Consider the following 14,022-nt stretch of genomic DNA (forward strand, 5'->3'; position numbering starts at 1 on the left):
GAACGCGCCTCGTAGCGGACGAGAGTGTCGTAAGGCGTCGCGACGCCGCGGGCCTGCTTACGTCACGCTTGAGCCGGTGGCCCGACGAGGCGATCGCCGGACAGTAGCGTGCCTGCTTGCTTGACATGCCGTAGGACAGGTGAGACTTCCATGCTCTGCAGGCCAGGCAGGCCCCCGATGCGATCCGACGTGAATTCGAAGAGTTCGTCGAAGTCTCGGCAGTGGGCGACGGCATGGATGTTATAAGGGCCGGAGATGGCCGCGACGAAGGCGATCTCGGGTTCTCGTGCCAGCGAGCGTCCGACGTTCTTCACCTCGGACGGATGTACTCGCAGCCACAGGTTGGCCCGCGCGTGATAGCCCAAGGCTGCTGGGGCGATCTCGACGTCGATGTGGACGACGCGTTGCTCGAGCAGGACGCGGAGGCGGCGGGATACGCGACCTGGTGTGGAGTCCGCCGCTGTGGCGAGGTCGACGAGACTGGCCCGGCCGTCCGCAGCGAGCGCATCGAGGATCTTCTCGTCCTCAGCGGTGAGGTGTATGGGGTCGTCAGTGACGACCGGAGATTCCGTGAACGGGGGCCCGTCACTCCCGAGCATGGCTTCCTGCTCTGGGGACAGCGCGCCGTGGAGCGCGGCCCAGTAGTGGCCGCGGCCTCCCATGAACTGGCGGAGCATGGCGAAGGCATTGATGTCGAGCACCGCTGCGGTGCGCGGAAGCCGTTGGCCGAGGAGTTCTTCCCGCTGCACTTGATCCCGTGACTGCGTCGCGCACGTGACTTCGGAGCCGGCTGCGCCCAGGGCCACCCAGTTGACATCGTCTCGCTTGGCGAGTGCGCCCGCGATCGCCGCTACGCTGCCGGGCCGGCAGCGTAGCCGTATCAGCCATCTGCTCTGCCCCAGCGCTCCCGGGTTGACGACGCCGGCGACGCGGATGACGCCGTCTGCGCGCAGGCGCCGATACCGGCGGTTGACGGTGCTTTCGGTGAGGCCCAGCGCGGCTGCTATCGAGGCGAAGGAGGCTCTCGGGGCGACCTGCAGTGCGCGAATGATTCGCACATCATCGGGCTGGAGCACGGCGGATCCAGCTATGGGACTACCTGCCATAGCGGGAATCCTACAAATCCCACTGCCTGGATCGTACCTGCGGCAGCGCGGTGAGCAGACTTGTTCCGTACCGATGAAGAGCCACAGCAGTGCGTACTCCTGTGTCGCCCCGAGGCGGTCTCGGTCAAGGACGCACGAAGTGAGCTCGTGACGTAAAAGAACGTAAAAGGAATGGAGATGACGTTGTATGTCATCGACTGTCGCAGGGCAGCACATACCGACCGCCCTCATCGTCGGGGCCTCGCGCGGCCTCGGCCACGCAATGGCGGCTGAGTTCCTCGGCCGAGGCTGGAACGTCATCGGCACGGTCCGCGACACCTCTGCGCAAACGCCCCTGCACGGTCTCGCCGACCGGGCCGAGGGCCGCGTCGCCATCGAGCGTCTCGACATCAACGAGCCCGACCACCTGGCGCCCCTGCACGAGCGTCTTAGGGACCGCCGGCTTGACCTGCTCTTTGTCAACGCCGGCACCACGAAGAATGAGCAGACACCCATCGGCAAGGTGGCGACGGACGATTTTGTCGAGGTGATGATCACCAACGCTCTCGGCCCCATGCGCGTCATCGAGTCGCTCGCAGACCTGGTGTCCCCCACCGGCCTCATCGGGGCGATGTCGTCCGGGCAGGGCAGCATCACGAACAACACGACCGCAGGCCGCGAGGTCTACCGGGGAAGCAAGGCGGCCTTGAACATGTTCATGCGCAGTTTCGCCGTCCGGCAGGCCGGGACACAGCGCGGTTTCGCCCTCCTGGCACCGGGCTGGATCCGCACCGCGCTCGGAGGGCCGGACGCTCCGTACACCGTCGAGGAGAGCGTCCCGCTGCTCGTGGACGTCCTGCTGTCCAAACTGGGCACGCCCGGTCTGGCCTACCTGGACCGCTCGGGTCGGACAGTGCCCTGGTAAACCCCGCCGAGCGCCCCTTGCGGGCGGCCTGACGACCAGCAGGCGCCGTAAGCGGTCTCATCACTCGCAAACACCCCTCACCCGCGTATGACATGGCCGCGGCGCAGGAGACCGCAAAGGATGACGACGATGCCTCTCATCGCTGTCGAAGAACACTGGATCACGCCGGACGTGACGTCCGCCCTCCGAGCTGTGCCGCAGCCTGACGAAAGCCTTGCCTACAACGAGTTGGGCGACAACCAGGAACGTCTGGAGGACCTTGGGGCCGGCCGCATCGCGGCCATGGACGCTCAGGGAATCGACGTCTCTGTCCTCGCTCTGACCCCGCCGGGAGTCCAGCCGCTGCCGCCCGGCAAGGCACTGGCTCTCAGCCGCGCCGCCAACGACATGGCTGCAGCGGCCATCGCCCGACACCCGGACCGCTTCCGATCGCTGTCCACTCTCCCCATGTCGTCACCGAAGGACGTCACGGGCGAGCTGGAAAGAGCTGCGGGCATGGGGCATGTAGGCACCATGGTCCACGGTCGTTCGGGGAACCGGTTCCTCGACGACCCCGCCTATGACGACTTCTTCTCCGCCGCATCAGAACTCGGCCAGCCCGTGTTCATCCATCCGCAGCTGCCCTCGACCGCGGCCCGAGATGCCTCATACCGTGGATTCGACACCATGACGGACCTCGCCCTCGCCACTTTCGGGTGGGGGTGGCACCTGGACACCGCGATTGCGGCGCTCCGGCTGGTGCTGCGAGGAACGTTCGACCGCCATCCCGACCTTCAAGTCGTACTCGGCCACTGGGGCGAGATGCTGCTCTTCTGGCTCGACCGAGCTGACAGCCTTTCTCGTATCGCCGGTCTGGAGCGATCCGTATCAGACTACGTCCGGTCGAACTTCTATATCACCACCTCCGGCATGCTCAATCCGGCGCTCCTGCAGCACGCCCTGTCCGTCACCTCTGTGGACCGGTTGATCTTCTCGACCGACTACCCGTTCCAACGGCCAACCAGAGAAGAAATCGATTCCTTCCTGAATCACTTCTCGTCAGACGCGGAACGCGAGCAGTTCTCCTCGGCCAACGCGGCATCTTTGTACGGAATTGACTTCTAGGCAGGGGGCGTTGATCAAGGTCGTGAACATCCGGAGTGCCTCGCCGGCGCTGCCTGACCGGCGCCCGACCGGCCGGCATGGCAGGGCCGGCCGGCTCCGGTCAGGGCTGACAGGCCCATGGCTGTCTCACCTCCGTCAGCGCACGCTTGAGTCGACTCTCCGGGAGGTGAGTGACGTGATGTACGGCTACGGCACCGGCATGACCGGCTGGGGATTTGTCGCGATGGCAGTGGCCCAGCTTCTCTTCTGGGGTCTGCTGCTCGGGGGCGTGGCGCTTCTTGTCCGTTACCTGGTCCGCGGCCACCGTGATGCGGGCACAACGCCGGTCCATCAGACACCGGAGCAGGTCCTGGCGGGGCGTTATGCGCGGGGCGAGATCGACGAAGAGGAGTACCGGCGCCGCCTCACGGCCCTGCGGGGCGGCTGAGCCGACGCGTGCGGGCATCCGGGCGGAGGCGGACCCCGTGCCCGGTGCGCCCCATCTCTTGCCAAGAACAAGGACGGATCCCGACAACATGAACACCACGCCGGCGTCCCCTGACGCCGCTCCCATCCGGGTCTTCCTGCTGGATGACCACGAACTCGTCCGCCGCGGATTACAGGATCTCCTCAGCTCCGAGCCGGACATGACCGTCGTCGGCGAAGCGGCCGACGCCCGTCAGGCACTCGCCCGCGCCCCCGCCCTGCGGCCGGACGTCGCGGTGCTCGACGTCCGGTTGGGCTCCACGGCGGACGGCGCGGATCAGGAAGGCATCAGCGTCTGCCGCGATCTGCGCGTCGCACTCCCTGATCTCGCCTGCCTGATGCTGACGTCGTTCGACGACGACGAGGCGCTCTTCGACGCGATCATGGCCGGAGCCGCGGGATACGTCCTCAAGCAGATCCGGGGGTCCGATCTGGTGACGGCCATACGTACCGTCGCGGCAGGCAAGTCGATGCTGGACCCCGGTGCGACGGCCCGCGTGCTGGCCCACGTCCGCAGCCCCGCCGACCACACCGGTACCAGCGGCTCACCCGAACTCTCCCGTCTCTCCCCGCGTGAGCGGGAGATCCTGGACCTGATCGGCGAGGGCCTCACCAACCGTCAGATCGCCGAGCGCCTTTACCTCGCTGAAAAGACCGTGAAAAACCGGATCTCCGCCATCCTCACCAAGCTCAAGGTGGGCAGGCGCATACAGGCCGCGGTCATCGCCGAGCGCGTACGGGAGCGGGAAGAGTCAGGGCCAGGGGAGGGTCACAGGACCGCTGAGCGCGGGACACACGGGACACACGGGCAGGGCGGTACCGGTCCGCGATCCCACCGGCATCACCCCGTCCCCGACCGCCGGGAGCTACCGTGACAGGGGAACACGCCAGATCAGACGGATTCCCCCTTGGGCCGGCGCTTCCAGACGCAGGCTGCCGCCGAGGAGATCGGCCCGGGACCGGAGGTTGGTGAGGCCCCCTCCCGGTGTGCCGGCCCCGAGGCCCACCCCGTCGTCCGTGACACTGAGGACGGCCTCGTCCGCCACGGTCAGGGCCACGTCCACTCGACGGGCGTGGGCGTGCCGGGCCGCGTTGCTCAGCGCCTCGGTGAGTACCGCGAGAAGGTGCTCGGCCGTCGCCGACGGCACATCGGTGTCGACCGGCCCCTCCATACGAAGCGAGGGAGAGAATCCCAGTGCCTCCCCCGCCGCTCCGACGACATCGAGGATCCGGCGCCGCAGGCCGGCACCTTCCCGAGGATCCGCGGCGGTGCGCAGACCGAAGATGGTGGAACGGATGATTTTGATCGTCTCGTCGAGGTCGTCGACCGCCCGTCCCACGCGCAGTGCGGCCTCCGGCCGCTCGATCAGCCGGCCGGCACTCTGCAGCGTCATCCCTGTCGCGAACAGCCGTTGAATTGCCAGGTCGTGGAGGTCCTGGGCGATCCGGTCGCGCTCCCGCAGGGCAGCCACCTGCTCCGACTCCCGTCGGCCACGGTCCAGTTCCAGGGCGAGGGCGGCTTGCTCGGCGAACCCGGAGATCAGTCGTACGTCGCTGTCCAAGAACGGCTGCCGGCCCGCCGTGCGACTCAGCCTGAGGGAACCGCGGGTGTGCGCGTCGCTCCGCAGCGGAACGGCGACGGCGGGGCCAGTGGCCGAGAGGTGGGATCGCGACGCGTACGCCCGTGGATCGGTGGCGAGGTCGCCGGTGACCGCCGGTTCACCAGTGCAGGCGGCCCGGCCTGCGAGCGATCCCTCGCGCGGAACCACCGATCCGGCGAGCTGCTCGGCTCCCACCCCTTGCGCCACCGTTGCGGTCAGCTCACCAGTGACGGCGTCCGGAAGAAAGACCGCCACCGAGTCCGCGTCCGCCAGTTCCCCGCTGCACCGGGCGATCAGGGCGAGCACCTCGCCGGTCTCGGCTCCGGACAGCAGCACCCTGGTGATCTCGCCCAGCGCTTCGAGCCACTGCTCCCGCCGCCGGCTCTCGTGGTACAGCCGCGCGTTGTCTATGGCCACACCCGCGGCGACCGCCAGCATGGAGAGCATGGCCTCGTCCTCGGCGTCGAACCGCGCGCCACCGCGCTTCTCGGTGAGGTAGAGGTTGCCGAAGACCTCGTCACGGACTCGTATCGGCACTCCGAGGAACGTCCGCATCGGCGGGTGATGCTCGGGAAAACCGTAGCTGCTGGGGTGAGCGGCGAGATCCGTCAGCCGCAAGGGCTTCGGATGGCGGATCAGCTCGCCGAGTATGCCGTGCCCGGAGGGTAACGGGCCTATGTCATGGGCCAGTTCGTTCCCGATGCCGACAGGCAGGAAGCGAGACAGCCACTGACCCTCTCCGATCACCCCGAGAGCGCCGTACTCGGCGTCGGCAAGCACCACTGCGGCCTCGACGATGTGTTGCAGTACCTGCTCAAGATCCAGGTCGCCGCCGATGTTCAGAACCGCGTCCAGGAGGCCGGGTATACGGTCGTGTGGGGTGCGAGCGGCAGCGAGCCGAGAGTGCAACTCCTCCAGAAGCCCGCCCAAGCGCAGCGGCGACAGCGTCTCAGGGTGTTGCCTGTCGACCGACTCCTGTTTGTCCGTCGAATCCGGCATAGGGCGAGCCTCCCCGCTCCCCCGCGTTCGATCCGCTCTCGGCAGACTAGCCCGGAGGCAGCGGTTCGTCCCGTCTCCGTGCACGCCGGCTCCGCGCTACGTGCAGCAGCCCGCGGACGATCAGATTTTCGGGACGACCGCGACCGGACACTACGCGTGGTGCAGCACCGTGTGAGTGACCAGGCCGAGCTGCAGCCCTGCATGGCCGTGCCGCCGGTGCGCACCGACCACCAGCAGGTCGGCGGTATGTGACGCCGCCACCAGCAGGGTGCCCGGAGTTCCCTCGACGGCCCGGCGCTCCACGGTCACCTGCGGGAATGCGGTGACCGGCTTGTTCAGCACCTCCTCGAGCAACGCCCGCGCGCAGTTCGTGTTCGGCGCGGTATTCGCCGGGCGCACCGAACTGTTCAGGTACTTCGGTGCCGGCGCAGCGCCACGCATGGACGGCTTCGACGGTGCAGTCGCGGAGCGCGCCTTCTTCAAGGGCGAACGTCACCGCCGCCGTGACCGCCGGGCACTCACCGACCCCCAGGACCACTTTGCGCTGACCACCAAGGGAGGTCTCCGTACGGCCGCGCACCACGATCACAGGGCAGTGAGCACGAGCCGCCACGCCCAGCCCCACCGAACCGAGCAGCAACGACGTCAGCCGTCCCCGGCCACGGTGTCCGATCACCACCGCTTTCGCTCGTTGCCCCTCGGCCAGCAGGGCCTCCTCCGGGTCATCCGGAGCAGGATATGTGGTGATCTCCAGGCCCGGCACACGCCGAGAGGCCCGTTCGGCTGCGACGCCGACAATCGTCTCTTCCGTGACGCGTTCGGAGGCCCGCTCGGTCGGCCGATCGGGGAGGTACCCCTCGTACCTCTCCCAGCGCGAGCCGTACACGATGCGCAGCGGAATGCCGTACCGCGCGGCCGCATCGGCTGCCCAGTCCACCGCATCCAGGCTGGTCTCCGAACCGTCAACTCCCACCACGAGCGGATGTTCCACGACCCTGCCCTTCTCATCACGGCGGCTTCGTCAATCCACCCCGCGCCTGCGAGCAGCATCACGCGTTCCGTCCGTCTCCGGACAGGGGCCGGTCCGGCTCCGGCTCAGGGCCTTCCGGCCCCGGGCCGTCACCCCGGCCGGGCCCCTCCCCTGCCCTCGCCCCTGCTTCCTCAACCGTTCAGCCGCAACGTCCACACAACCGTCATCTCACCCGTGACGGCCTCGTCCTCGCGCTGGATGGCGATACTGACCGGAAACTCCGGCCGCCCGCCCGCATCGAGCTCGGCGACGACCTCGTCCACGGGACGGCCCAGGGTCGCCGTGGCCGTCACCGGACCCTTGGCGACCTTCTTGTAGCCGATCTCCGCCCGCACCGCGAGCGGCACCGCACGAGAGAGCTGGTCACCGAAAGCCTTGAGAACGATGGCACCGCTGGCGGACTCGGCCAGGGTGAACATGGCGCCCGCGTGGGGGCCGCCGATGTGATTGTGGAAGTCCGGCTGGTCCGGCAGCCGGAGCACCGCACGTTCCGAGGTGACCTCGAGGAACTCCAGATTCAGGGTCCGCACCATCGGGACCGCGGCGGCCAGCATTTCACCCATCGAGGCACTCTCAACTGTCATGAGCGAGATGTTACCGACGAGTAGTTCGAATGGCCACCCTGCTCACGTCACACCCTCACCTCGGAAGAAGCCCCTTGACGGGAAAGACCCGCCGCCACGAGCCTGCGGTGGCCGACGCCCACGAAGCACCCACCTGCACCCCGCCAAGTACATGCCAAACTCCCCCGAAGTACCCCCGAACGTCATGAGTCAACGTCAGGGTTCTGTCACGCTCCCTGGGGCAGCTGTGACACCTCCCACCTCGGACCTTTATCGTTAGCGCCCATGTGGCCAGGACAGCAGCCGCCCGGGGGCGAGCAGAACCCGCAGGATCAGAACCCGTATCAGCAGCCGGGTTACCAGCAACAGAATCCGTATCAGCAGCCGGGTTTTCAGCAGCCCAATCCGTACCAGGGCCAGCAGCCCATGCAGCCTCCGCCGCCGCAGTGGCCGGCGCCGGGCGGGCCCCAGGGGCCGGGTGGACCGCACTCCCCCAAGGGAAGCGGCGGCGGCAACGAGAAGAAGACCACCATGACGATCGCCATCGTCGCGGCGGTCGCGGTCGTGGCGGCCGCCGTCGTCACCGGCGTCTTCGTCCTCCAGGACGGCAAGGACGACAAGAAGACCGTCGCCAAGGACGACCCGAAGCCCACCCACTCGCAGTCCGCGACGGCCGAGCCCACGGAGTCGGCAAGCGGGGGCGCGGGCCCCGGCGGCGACCCGAACGCTCCCGATCGGCCGGTGATCAAGGGCTGGCAGACGGTGGTCAACTCCAAGCGCCACGTGGCATTCGACGTCCCCACCAAGGACTGGACGACCACCTCGGCGGACACCTACACCGGATTCCAGGACGAGAAGGACAAGTCCGGTTTCCCCAAGACCCTGATCTCGATGACCGCGCCGGCCTACCTCAAGGAGGACTGGTGCACCATCAAGGACAAGGACGGCAATGAGTCCACCGCGTCGCTGGCCGGCACCGGCGTCAAGGGCGCGCAGGGCGCGAAGAGCCAGGGCGAGGCCGCCCAGAACGAGGCTCTGAACTGGGTCTGGGCCGGTTACGATCAGAAGAAGACCGGTACGTTCAAGGGCACCAAGGCAAAGTCCTTCAAGAGCGATCACGGCATCACCGGAAAGCTGTCAACGGCGACCGTGACCGGCGTGAAGAAGGACAACAAGTGCGACTCGGACGGCAAGGCGTATGCGGTCACGTACACCGACACCACCGGTGAGTACGCGACCTGGATCCTCTACGCCGCCAAGGACGTCAAGGGCGAGATCGACGAGGCCACGGTCAAGAAGATCATGAGCTCCCTGCGGCCGCTCGAATAACCCCTCGAATAATCGAATGACGCCTCCGGGCAAGAACGCGATGCTGTTGTGATGAAGATGGAGCGCCCTGCCTGGGCGGGGCGCAATTACACCCTGCTGACGGCCGCCGCCGTGGTCACGGGTCTCGGAAGTTCCGGGGCCCTGATCGCGGCGGCGTTCGCCGTGCTGGCAGCCGGCGGTTCGGCGACCGACGTCGGTCTGGTCGCCGCCGCCCGTACGATCCCCCTGGTGATCTTCCTCCTCGTCGGAGGAGCGATCGCCGACCGGCTGCCGCGGCACCGCGTCATGGTCGCCGCCAACGCCCTGAACTGCGTTTCCCAGGGCGCCTTCGCGCTGCTGGTACTCACCGGCGATCCCCACCTGTGGCAGATGGCGCTGCTGTCCGCGCTGGGCGGCACCGGCCAGGCGTTCTTCGCGCCCGCCGCCGAGGGCATGGTCCTCGCCAGCGTCTCCGGCGAGCATTCGGGACGCGCCTTCGCGTTCTTCCGGATGGGCATGAACGGCGCGAACATCGGCGGCGCGGCACTGGGCGGCGCACTGATCGCGGCGGTCGGGCCCGGCTGGGTGCTGGCCGTCGACGCCGCCGCCTTCGCGCTCGCCGGGCTGCTGCGGGCGTTCCTCGACGTACGGGGCGTGCCGCCGCGCGAGCCGGGGCACGGCCTGATCGCCGACCTCCGGGACGGCTGGCGGGAGGTGGTCTCCCGGCCCTGGCTCTGGTCGATCGTCCTGCAGTTCGCCGTCGTCAACGCGGTCGTGGCGGCCGCCGAGGCGGTGTACGGACCGCTGGTCGCGCAGGATCATCTCGGCGGTCCGGGCCCGTGGGGACTGGCGCTGGCGGCCTTCGGTGCCGGTACGGTCTGCGGCGCGCTGCTGATGACCCGGTACAAGCCGCGCTACCTGCTGCGCGTGGGCGCGCTGTGCGTCTTCCCGCTCGCCCTGCCGTCCGCCGCGCTGGCCGTGCCGGTGCCGGCCGGCGCGCTGACGGCCGTGATGTTCGGCGCGGGGATCGCGGTCGAGGTGTTCGCGGTGACGTGGATGATGGCGCTGCACCAGGAGATACCGGAGGAGAAGTTCTCCCGGGTCTCGTCGTACGACTGGCTCGGCTCCCTCGCCATGGTGCCGCTGGCGACCGCCCTGGCGGGTCCGGTGCAGGATCTGGTGGGCCGTACCGCCGCGCTGTGGGGCTGCTCGGCGCTGGTCGCGCTGCTGACGGCGGCGGTGCTGTGCGTACGGGATGTGCGGTGGCTGCGGCGGCGGACGGAGCCGGTGGCGACGTCCTCCCCGGCGGGGACCGCTGACCAGGCTTCGGCCGAGGCACCCGGCCAGGCTCCGGTGACCGGCCTCCCGGCCCCCGCCTCACCCGCCTCACCCGCCTCACCCGACGAGATCACCCCACGCTGAACGCGCCCGTGGGCGGCTCCGGCGACGGAACCGCCTCCGCGTCCCGTACCGGCTGCGCGTCGCCGATGAGCTCGCGCAGCCGGTCGCCGTGCTCGACCCGGGCGGGGAACGCATCGGCCGTCACGCGCCGCGCGATGTCGGCCAGCGGCAGCTCTTCCTGGGACGCGACCAGGATGGCGTTGCCGAAGCGGCGCCCACGCAGCATCGACGGCTCCGCGATCAGGCACAGCCGCGCGAAGACCGCGGCGAAGTTGGCGAGCTGGCCGCGCAGGAAGGCGAAGGGGGCGCTGTCGGCGAGGTTCGCCACGTAACAGCCGCCCGGGCGCAGCACGCGGCCGGCGGCCCGCGCGTACTCCGCCGAGGCCAGGTGCGCCGGCACCCGCGATCCGCCGAAGACGTCCGCCACCACGACGTCCGCGGAGGCCGCCGGCGCCGCTTCCAGTGCGGTACGGGCGTCGGCGGCGTGTACGGATATCCCGCTGTCCGCGGGCAGCGGGAGATATCGGCGTACGAGGCCGAGCAGCCCGCGGTCGGCCTCGATCACCTGTTGCCGGGAGCCGGGCCGGGTCGCGGCGAGGTAGCGCGGCAGGGCCAGCGCGCCGCCCCCTAGATGCAGCGCGTCGAGCGGGCGGCCGGGCTCGGCCGCCGCGTCCAGGACGTGCGCGATCCGGCGGGCGTACTCGAACTCCAGGTAGGTGGGCTCGTCGAGGTCGACGTACGACTGCGGAGCCCCGTCGACGGTGAGCAGCACGGCGCGCGGCCGGTCCACGTCGGGCAGCAACTTGGCGGTGCCGCAGTCCACTTCCTGCGTGACGGGCACGAGAGCTTCGGGCGCGGGAGTCGCAGGCTCGTGAGCTGCCGGCTCGGGAGCCTCGGGCGCGAGAGAGATCGGAACGTCGGATCGGTCTGCCACCGTCCTATTGTGCGATGCGCGGGCGGTGTTCCGTACCGTTCGCCGCCCGCCGACGCGGTCCCTCACCCGCCGTCCGTCCACACCCGGGCCGCCTCCGCAGCGTGCGCGGTCGCCTGGATGCGCCCGGCGCGGGCCGCGGCGGCGCGCTTGGACGGGTCCAGGACGTTGCGCCCGAAGGCCGCCCGCGCGGCGCGGTCGGGCGTGATGACCAGTACCTCCGCTCCTTCCGCCGCGAGCCGCGCGGCCTGCGAGCGCGGCGTCGCGACGGGGCCGCCGCCGGACGCCATCGGCGCGATCACGACGACGCGCCCGTACCCGGCGGCAAGGTCCGCGTTCGCGCACGAGTGGACGCCGCCGTCGATCCACCGGCGGTCGCCGATCGTCACCGGCGGCCAGACGCCGGGCACCGCACAGCTCGCGGCGACCGCGTCGGCGAGCTTCACCCCGCTCCCGCCGTCGAACGCGCTGCGCTCCCCCGTGAGCGCGTCCACCGCCGTGATCATCAGCCGCCGGGCAGGCCACTCCTGCGAGAGCAGCCGGCCGGCGATCACGGCGCGCTGGGTGTTCTCCGGGCCGGTACGGGCGGCCAGCGCCAGCCGCCCCATCCGTGCGCCGAAGCTCACCGCGTCCCGCGACCGCAGCGCTATGGCCGCGAACCGGGCCATCGACACGGCGCCCATCCGCGCCGGCGCGCCGCCCCCCTGCGCGATACCGACGCCGCCTGCGGATGCACCGACCGACGGGCCGCCCGAAGGCCCGGCCAACTGCCGCTCGTACAGGTCCTCCAACGTAAGCTGCCCCGAGGTGAGTTGCGCGCCGACCAGGGAACCGGCCGATGTGCCGATGACGACGTCGGCCGTGCAGAGATTCACCCCCGCCTCGGCCAGTCCGGCGAGCATCCCGATTTCCCAGCCGATGCCCGTCAGCCCGCCACCGCCCAGCACCAACGCCGTACCCGCCATGCGTGCCGCTCTCCCATTCGTCGATGGTCCGACATTCCTCGATGGTCCGGCGTTCCCCTTGCTCCAAGGGGAACGCCGGACGTGCAGTCTTCCATCGAGAACGCGCCGCCGACAGGCCCCATCCGGACCCGGCCCGCACGCCCGGACACCCGCGCCCTCGCACAAGAAACTTCACGTGAACGCGGGTGTGCAGGTGCACGTGTGGCCGCACGGTCCGGGCTTTCGGAACCATCCGAACGGCCCTCGGCCCCGGTCCCTCAGCCCGCGTCCGTGACCACGTCGCGGACCGTGCCGGCGCCCACCGTGCGCCCGCCCTCGCGGATGGCGAAGCCGAGGCCCGGCTCCAGGGGCGTGCCGCGGCCCAGCCGTACCGTGACGCGGACGGTCTCGCCGGGGCGGGCGGTGCCGCGCTCGCCGAGGTCCAGCTCGCCGACCACATCGGCCGTGCGGATGTAGAACTGCGGCCGGTACCCGGTCGACAGCGGGGTGCGCCGGCCGCCCTCCTCGGCGGACAGCACGTACACATCGGCGGTGAACGCGCGGCGCGGCGTGACGCTGCCCGGCGCGGCGATGATCTGGCCGCGGCGGACCGCGTACCGGGCCACGCCGCGCAGCAGCAGCGCCACGTTGTCGCCCGCCTCCGCGTGCTCCATCGGCTTGCCGAAGGTCTCCAGGCCGGTGACCACGGCCGTGACCCCGTCGCCCGTCTCGCCGACGATCTGCACGCGGTCGCCCATGCGTACGCTGCCACGCTCGACCGCCCCGGTGACGACCGTTCCCCGCCCCGTGATCGTCAGGACGTTCTCCACCGGGAGGAGGAACGGCGCGTCCACGTAGCGCTCAGGCATCGGGACGTACGTGTCGACGGCGTCCAGCAGCGCCTCGATGGCCGCCGTCCAGCGCGGGTCGCCCTCCAGGGCACGCAGCCCGGAGACGCGGACGACCGGTACGTGTTCGCCGTCGTACCCGTGCGCGTGCAGCAGCTCGCGCACCTCCAGCTCCACCAGGTCGGTGAGCTCCGGGTCCCCGGCGTCGGCCTTGTTGAGGGCGACGACGAGGTGCCGTACGCCGACCTGCCTGGCGAGCAGCACGTGCTCGGAGGTCTGCGGCATGACGCCGTCGAGCGCGGAGACCACCAGGATCGCGCCGTCGAGCTGCGCCGCTCCGGTGACCATGTTCTTGATGAAGTCGGCGTGGCCCGGCACGTCGACGTGCGCGTAGTGCCGCGTGCTCGTCTCGTACTCGACGTGCGAAATGTTGATGGTGATGCCGCGGGCGCTCTCCTCCGGGGCCCGGTCGATGCGGTCGAACGGGACGTACGTGCCGCTGCCGCGGTCGCTGAGGACCTTGGTGAGGGCGGCGGTCAGGGTCGTCTTGCCGTGGTCGACGTGCCCGATCGTGCCGATGTTGAGGTGCGGCTTGGTCCGGACGTAGGCCGTCTTGGGGCTCTGGGACATGGGTGTCCGTCTCCTTCGCGCGGGCCGCGGCGGACGGCGTGCGTCGGCCGCGGGGCGCGGTGCAGAAACGCTGGGGTACGGGCGGTACCGAGGCGGTAACCACTCGTTCTGCCGCAGCGCTGTGATGATGACGGCGGCTCAGCGCCGTACGGGCCCCTCGACCGGCCCGACCCTCCCCCTGCGGGGCC

The 14,022-nt window shown here is 69.9% G+C and carries 13 protein-coding genes and 1 pseudogene; 6 read left to right on the forward strand and 8 right to left on the reverse strand.

Annotated features, from left to right (window positions below; translation table 11 throughout):
* Positions 1–62: 62 nt before the first annotated feature.
* On the reverse strand, positions 63–1,076 hold the full coding sequence (locus IG84_RS0105955; RefSeq protein ID WP_245659231.1) for an Lrp/AsnC family transcriptional regulator: 1,014 nt from the start codon (positions 1,074–1,076) through the stop codon (positions 63–65).
* A 217-nt stretch (positions 1,077–1,293) separates the two neighbouring features.
* On the opposite strand from IG84_RS0105955, the gene IG84_RS0105960 reads away from it, so the two are divergent.
* From IG84_RS0105960 to IG84_RS0105975, 4 genes are all read left to right on the forward strand, one after another.
* Positions 1,294–2,010 carry an SDR family NAD(P)-dependent oxidoreductase gene (locus IG84_RS0105960; protein ID WP_031052108.1) on the forward strand — a complete coding sequence of 239 codons (717 nt, stop codon included), beginning with the start codon at positions 1,294–1,296 and terminating at the stop codon, positions 2,008–2,010.
* Positions 2,011–2,130: 120 nt separating this feature from the next.
* A complete protein-coding gene (locus tag IG84_RS0105965; RefSeq protein WP_245659232.1) occupies positions 2,131–3,114 on the forward strand; it encodes an amidohydrolase family protein in 984 nt (327 codons plus the stop codon).
* Positions 3,115–3,280: 166 nt separating this feature from the next.
* Positions 3,281–3,541 (forward strand): SHOCT domain-containing protein, encoded by a 261-nt coding sequence (locus IG84_RS0105970; RefSeq protein ID WP_342668406.1) that lies wholly within the window; start codon positions 3,281–3,283, stop codon positions 3,539–3,541.
* A gap of 88 nt (positions 3,542–3,629) precedes the next feature.
* Positions 3,630–4,454, forward strand: a complete 825-nt coding sequence (locus IG84_RS0105975) for a response regulator (RefSeq protein WP_078648628.1) — start codon at positions 3,630–3,632, stop codon at positions 4,452–4,454.
* On the opposite strand, the gene IG84_RS0105980 is transcribed toward IG84_RS0105975, so the two are convergent.
* The 4 genes and pseudogenes from IG84_RS0105980 to IG84_RS0105990 form a co-directional block, all read right to left on the reverse strand.
* Entirely contained in the window at positions 4,446–6,179 is a 1,734-nt protein-coding gene (locus IG84_RS0105980) for a sensor histidine kinase (protein ID WP_157848842.1), read from the reverse strand. The genes IG84_RS0105975 and IG84_RS0105980 overlap by 9 nt on opposite strands.
* Positions 6,180–6,329: 150 nt before the next feature.
* A complete protein-coding gene (locus IG84_RS42755) occupies positions 6,330–6,662 on the reverse strand; it encodes a universal stress protein (protein WP_342668407.1) in 333 nt (110 codons plus the stop codon).
* 151 nt (positions 6,663–6,813) lie between these two features.
* Positions 6,814–7,170: pseudogene (locus IG84_RS42760) on the reverse strand (universal stress protein); the annotation flags it as partial.
* A 170-nt stretch (positions 7,171–7,340) separates the two neighbouring features.
* Positions 7,341–7,793 (reverse strand): DUF4442 domain-containing protein, encoded by a 453-nt coding sequence (locus tag IG84_RS0105990; protein ID WP_031052118.1) that lies wholly within the window; start codon positions 7,791–7,793, stop codon positions 7,341–7,343.
* Between the two features lie 264 nt (positions 7,794–8,057).
* Between IG84_RS0105990 and IG84_RS0105995 the strand changes: the two genes are divergently transcribed.
* Positions 8,058–9,101 carry a DUF8017 domain-containing protein gene (locus tag IG84_RS0105995; RefSeq protein ID WP_031052120.1) on the forward strand — a complete coding sequence of 348 codons (1,044 nt, stop codon included), beginning with the start codon at positions 8,058–8,060 and terminating at the stop codon, positions 9,099–9,101.
* Positions 9,102–9,152: 51 nt separating this feature from the next.
* On the forward strand, positions 9,153–10,502 hold the full coding sequence (locus IG84_RS0106000) for an MFS transporter (RefSeq protein WP_051861433.1): 1,350 nt from the start codon (positions 9,153–9,155) through the stop codon (positions 10,500–10,502).
* On the opposite strand, the gene IG84_RS0106005 is transcribed toward IG84_RS0106000, so the two are convergent.
* The 3 genes from IG84_RS0106005 to tuf form a co-directional block, all read right to left on the reverse strand.
* The gene (locus IG84_RS0106005; RefSeq protein WP_031052124.1) at positions 10,489–11,322 is read right to left on the reverse strand and encodes a spermidine synthase; all 834 of its coding nucleotides are present in this window, start codon (positions 11,320–11,322) and stop codon (positions 10,489–10,491) included. The genes IG84_RS0106000 and IG84_RS0106005 overlap by 14 nt on opposite strands.
* A 155-nt stretch (positions 11,323–11,477) precedes the next feature.
* Positions 11,478–12,377, reverse strand: coding sequence for a patatin-like phospholipase family protein (locus tag IG84_RS0106010; RefSeq protein WP_031052126.1), 900 nt, complete (start codon positions 12,375–12,377; stop codon positions 11,478–11,480).
* Positions 12,378–12,634: 257 nt separating this feature from the next.
* Positions 12,635–13,834, reverse strand: coding sequence for an elongation factor Tu (tuf, locus tag IG84_RS0106015; protein ID WP_031052127.1), 1,200 nt, complete (start codon positions 13,832–13,834; stop codon positions 12,635–12,637).
* Positions 13,835–14,022: the final 188 nt, after the last annotated feature.

The sequence above is a fragment of the Streptomyces ochraceiscleroticus genome (assembly GCF_000720485.1).
Lineage (GTDB): Bacteria > Actinomycetota > Actinomycetes > Streptomycetales > Streptomycetaceae > Streptomyces > Streptomyces ochraceiscleroticus.

Coding starts and splice junctions, on each gene's coding strand:
- IG84_RS0105975 (WP_078648628.1), top strand. CDS start 3,630: ATGAACACCACGCCGGCGTCCCCTGACGCCGCTCCCATCCGGGTCTTC.
- IG84_RS0105990 (WP_031052118.1), bottom strand. CDS start 7,793: ATGACAGTTGAGAGTGCCTCGATGGGTGAAATGCTGGCCGCCGCGGTC.
- IG84_RS0106010 (WP_031052126.1), bottom strand. CDS start 12,377: ATGGCGGGTACGGCGTTGGTGCTGGGCGGTGGCGGGCTGACGGGCATC.
- IG84_RS0105980 (WP_157848842.1), bottom strand. CDS start 6,179: ATGCCGGATTCGACGGACAAACAGGAGTCGGTCGACAGGCAACACCCT.
- IG84_RS0105995 (WP_031052120.1), top strand. CDS start 8,058: ATGTGGCCAGGACAGCAGCCGCCCGGGGGCGAGCAGAACCCGCAGGAT.
- IG84_RS0105965 (WP_245659232.1), top strand. CDS start 2,131: ATGACGACGATGCCTCTCATCGCTGTCGAAGAACACTGGATCACGCCG.
- IG84_RS0106000 (WP_051861433.1), top strand. CDS start 9,153: ATGAAGATGGAGCGCCCTGCCTGGGCGGGGCGCAATTACACCCTGCTG.
- tuf (WP_031052127.1), bottom strand. CDS start 13,834: ATGTCCCAGAGCCCCAAGACGGCCTACGTCCGGACCAAGCCGCACCTC.
- IG84_RS0105960 (WP_031052108.1), top strand. CDS start 1,294: ATGTCATCGACTGTCGCAGGGCAGCACATACCGACCGCCCTCATCGTC.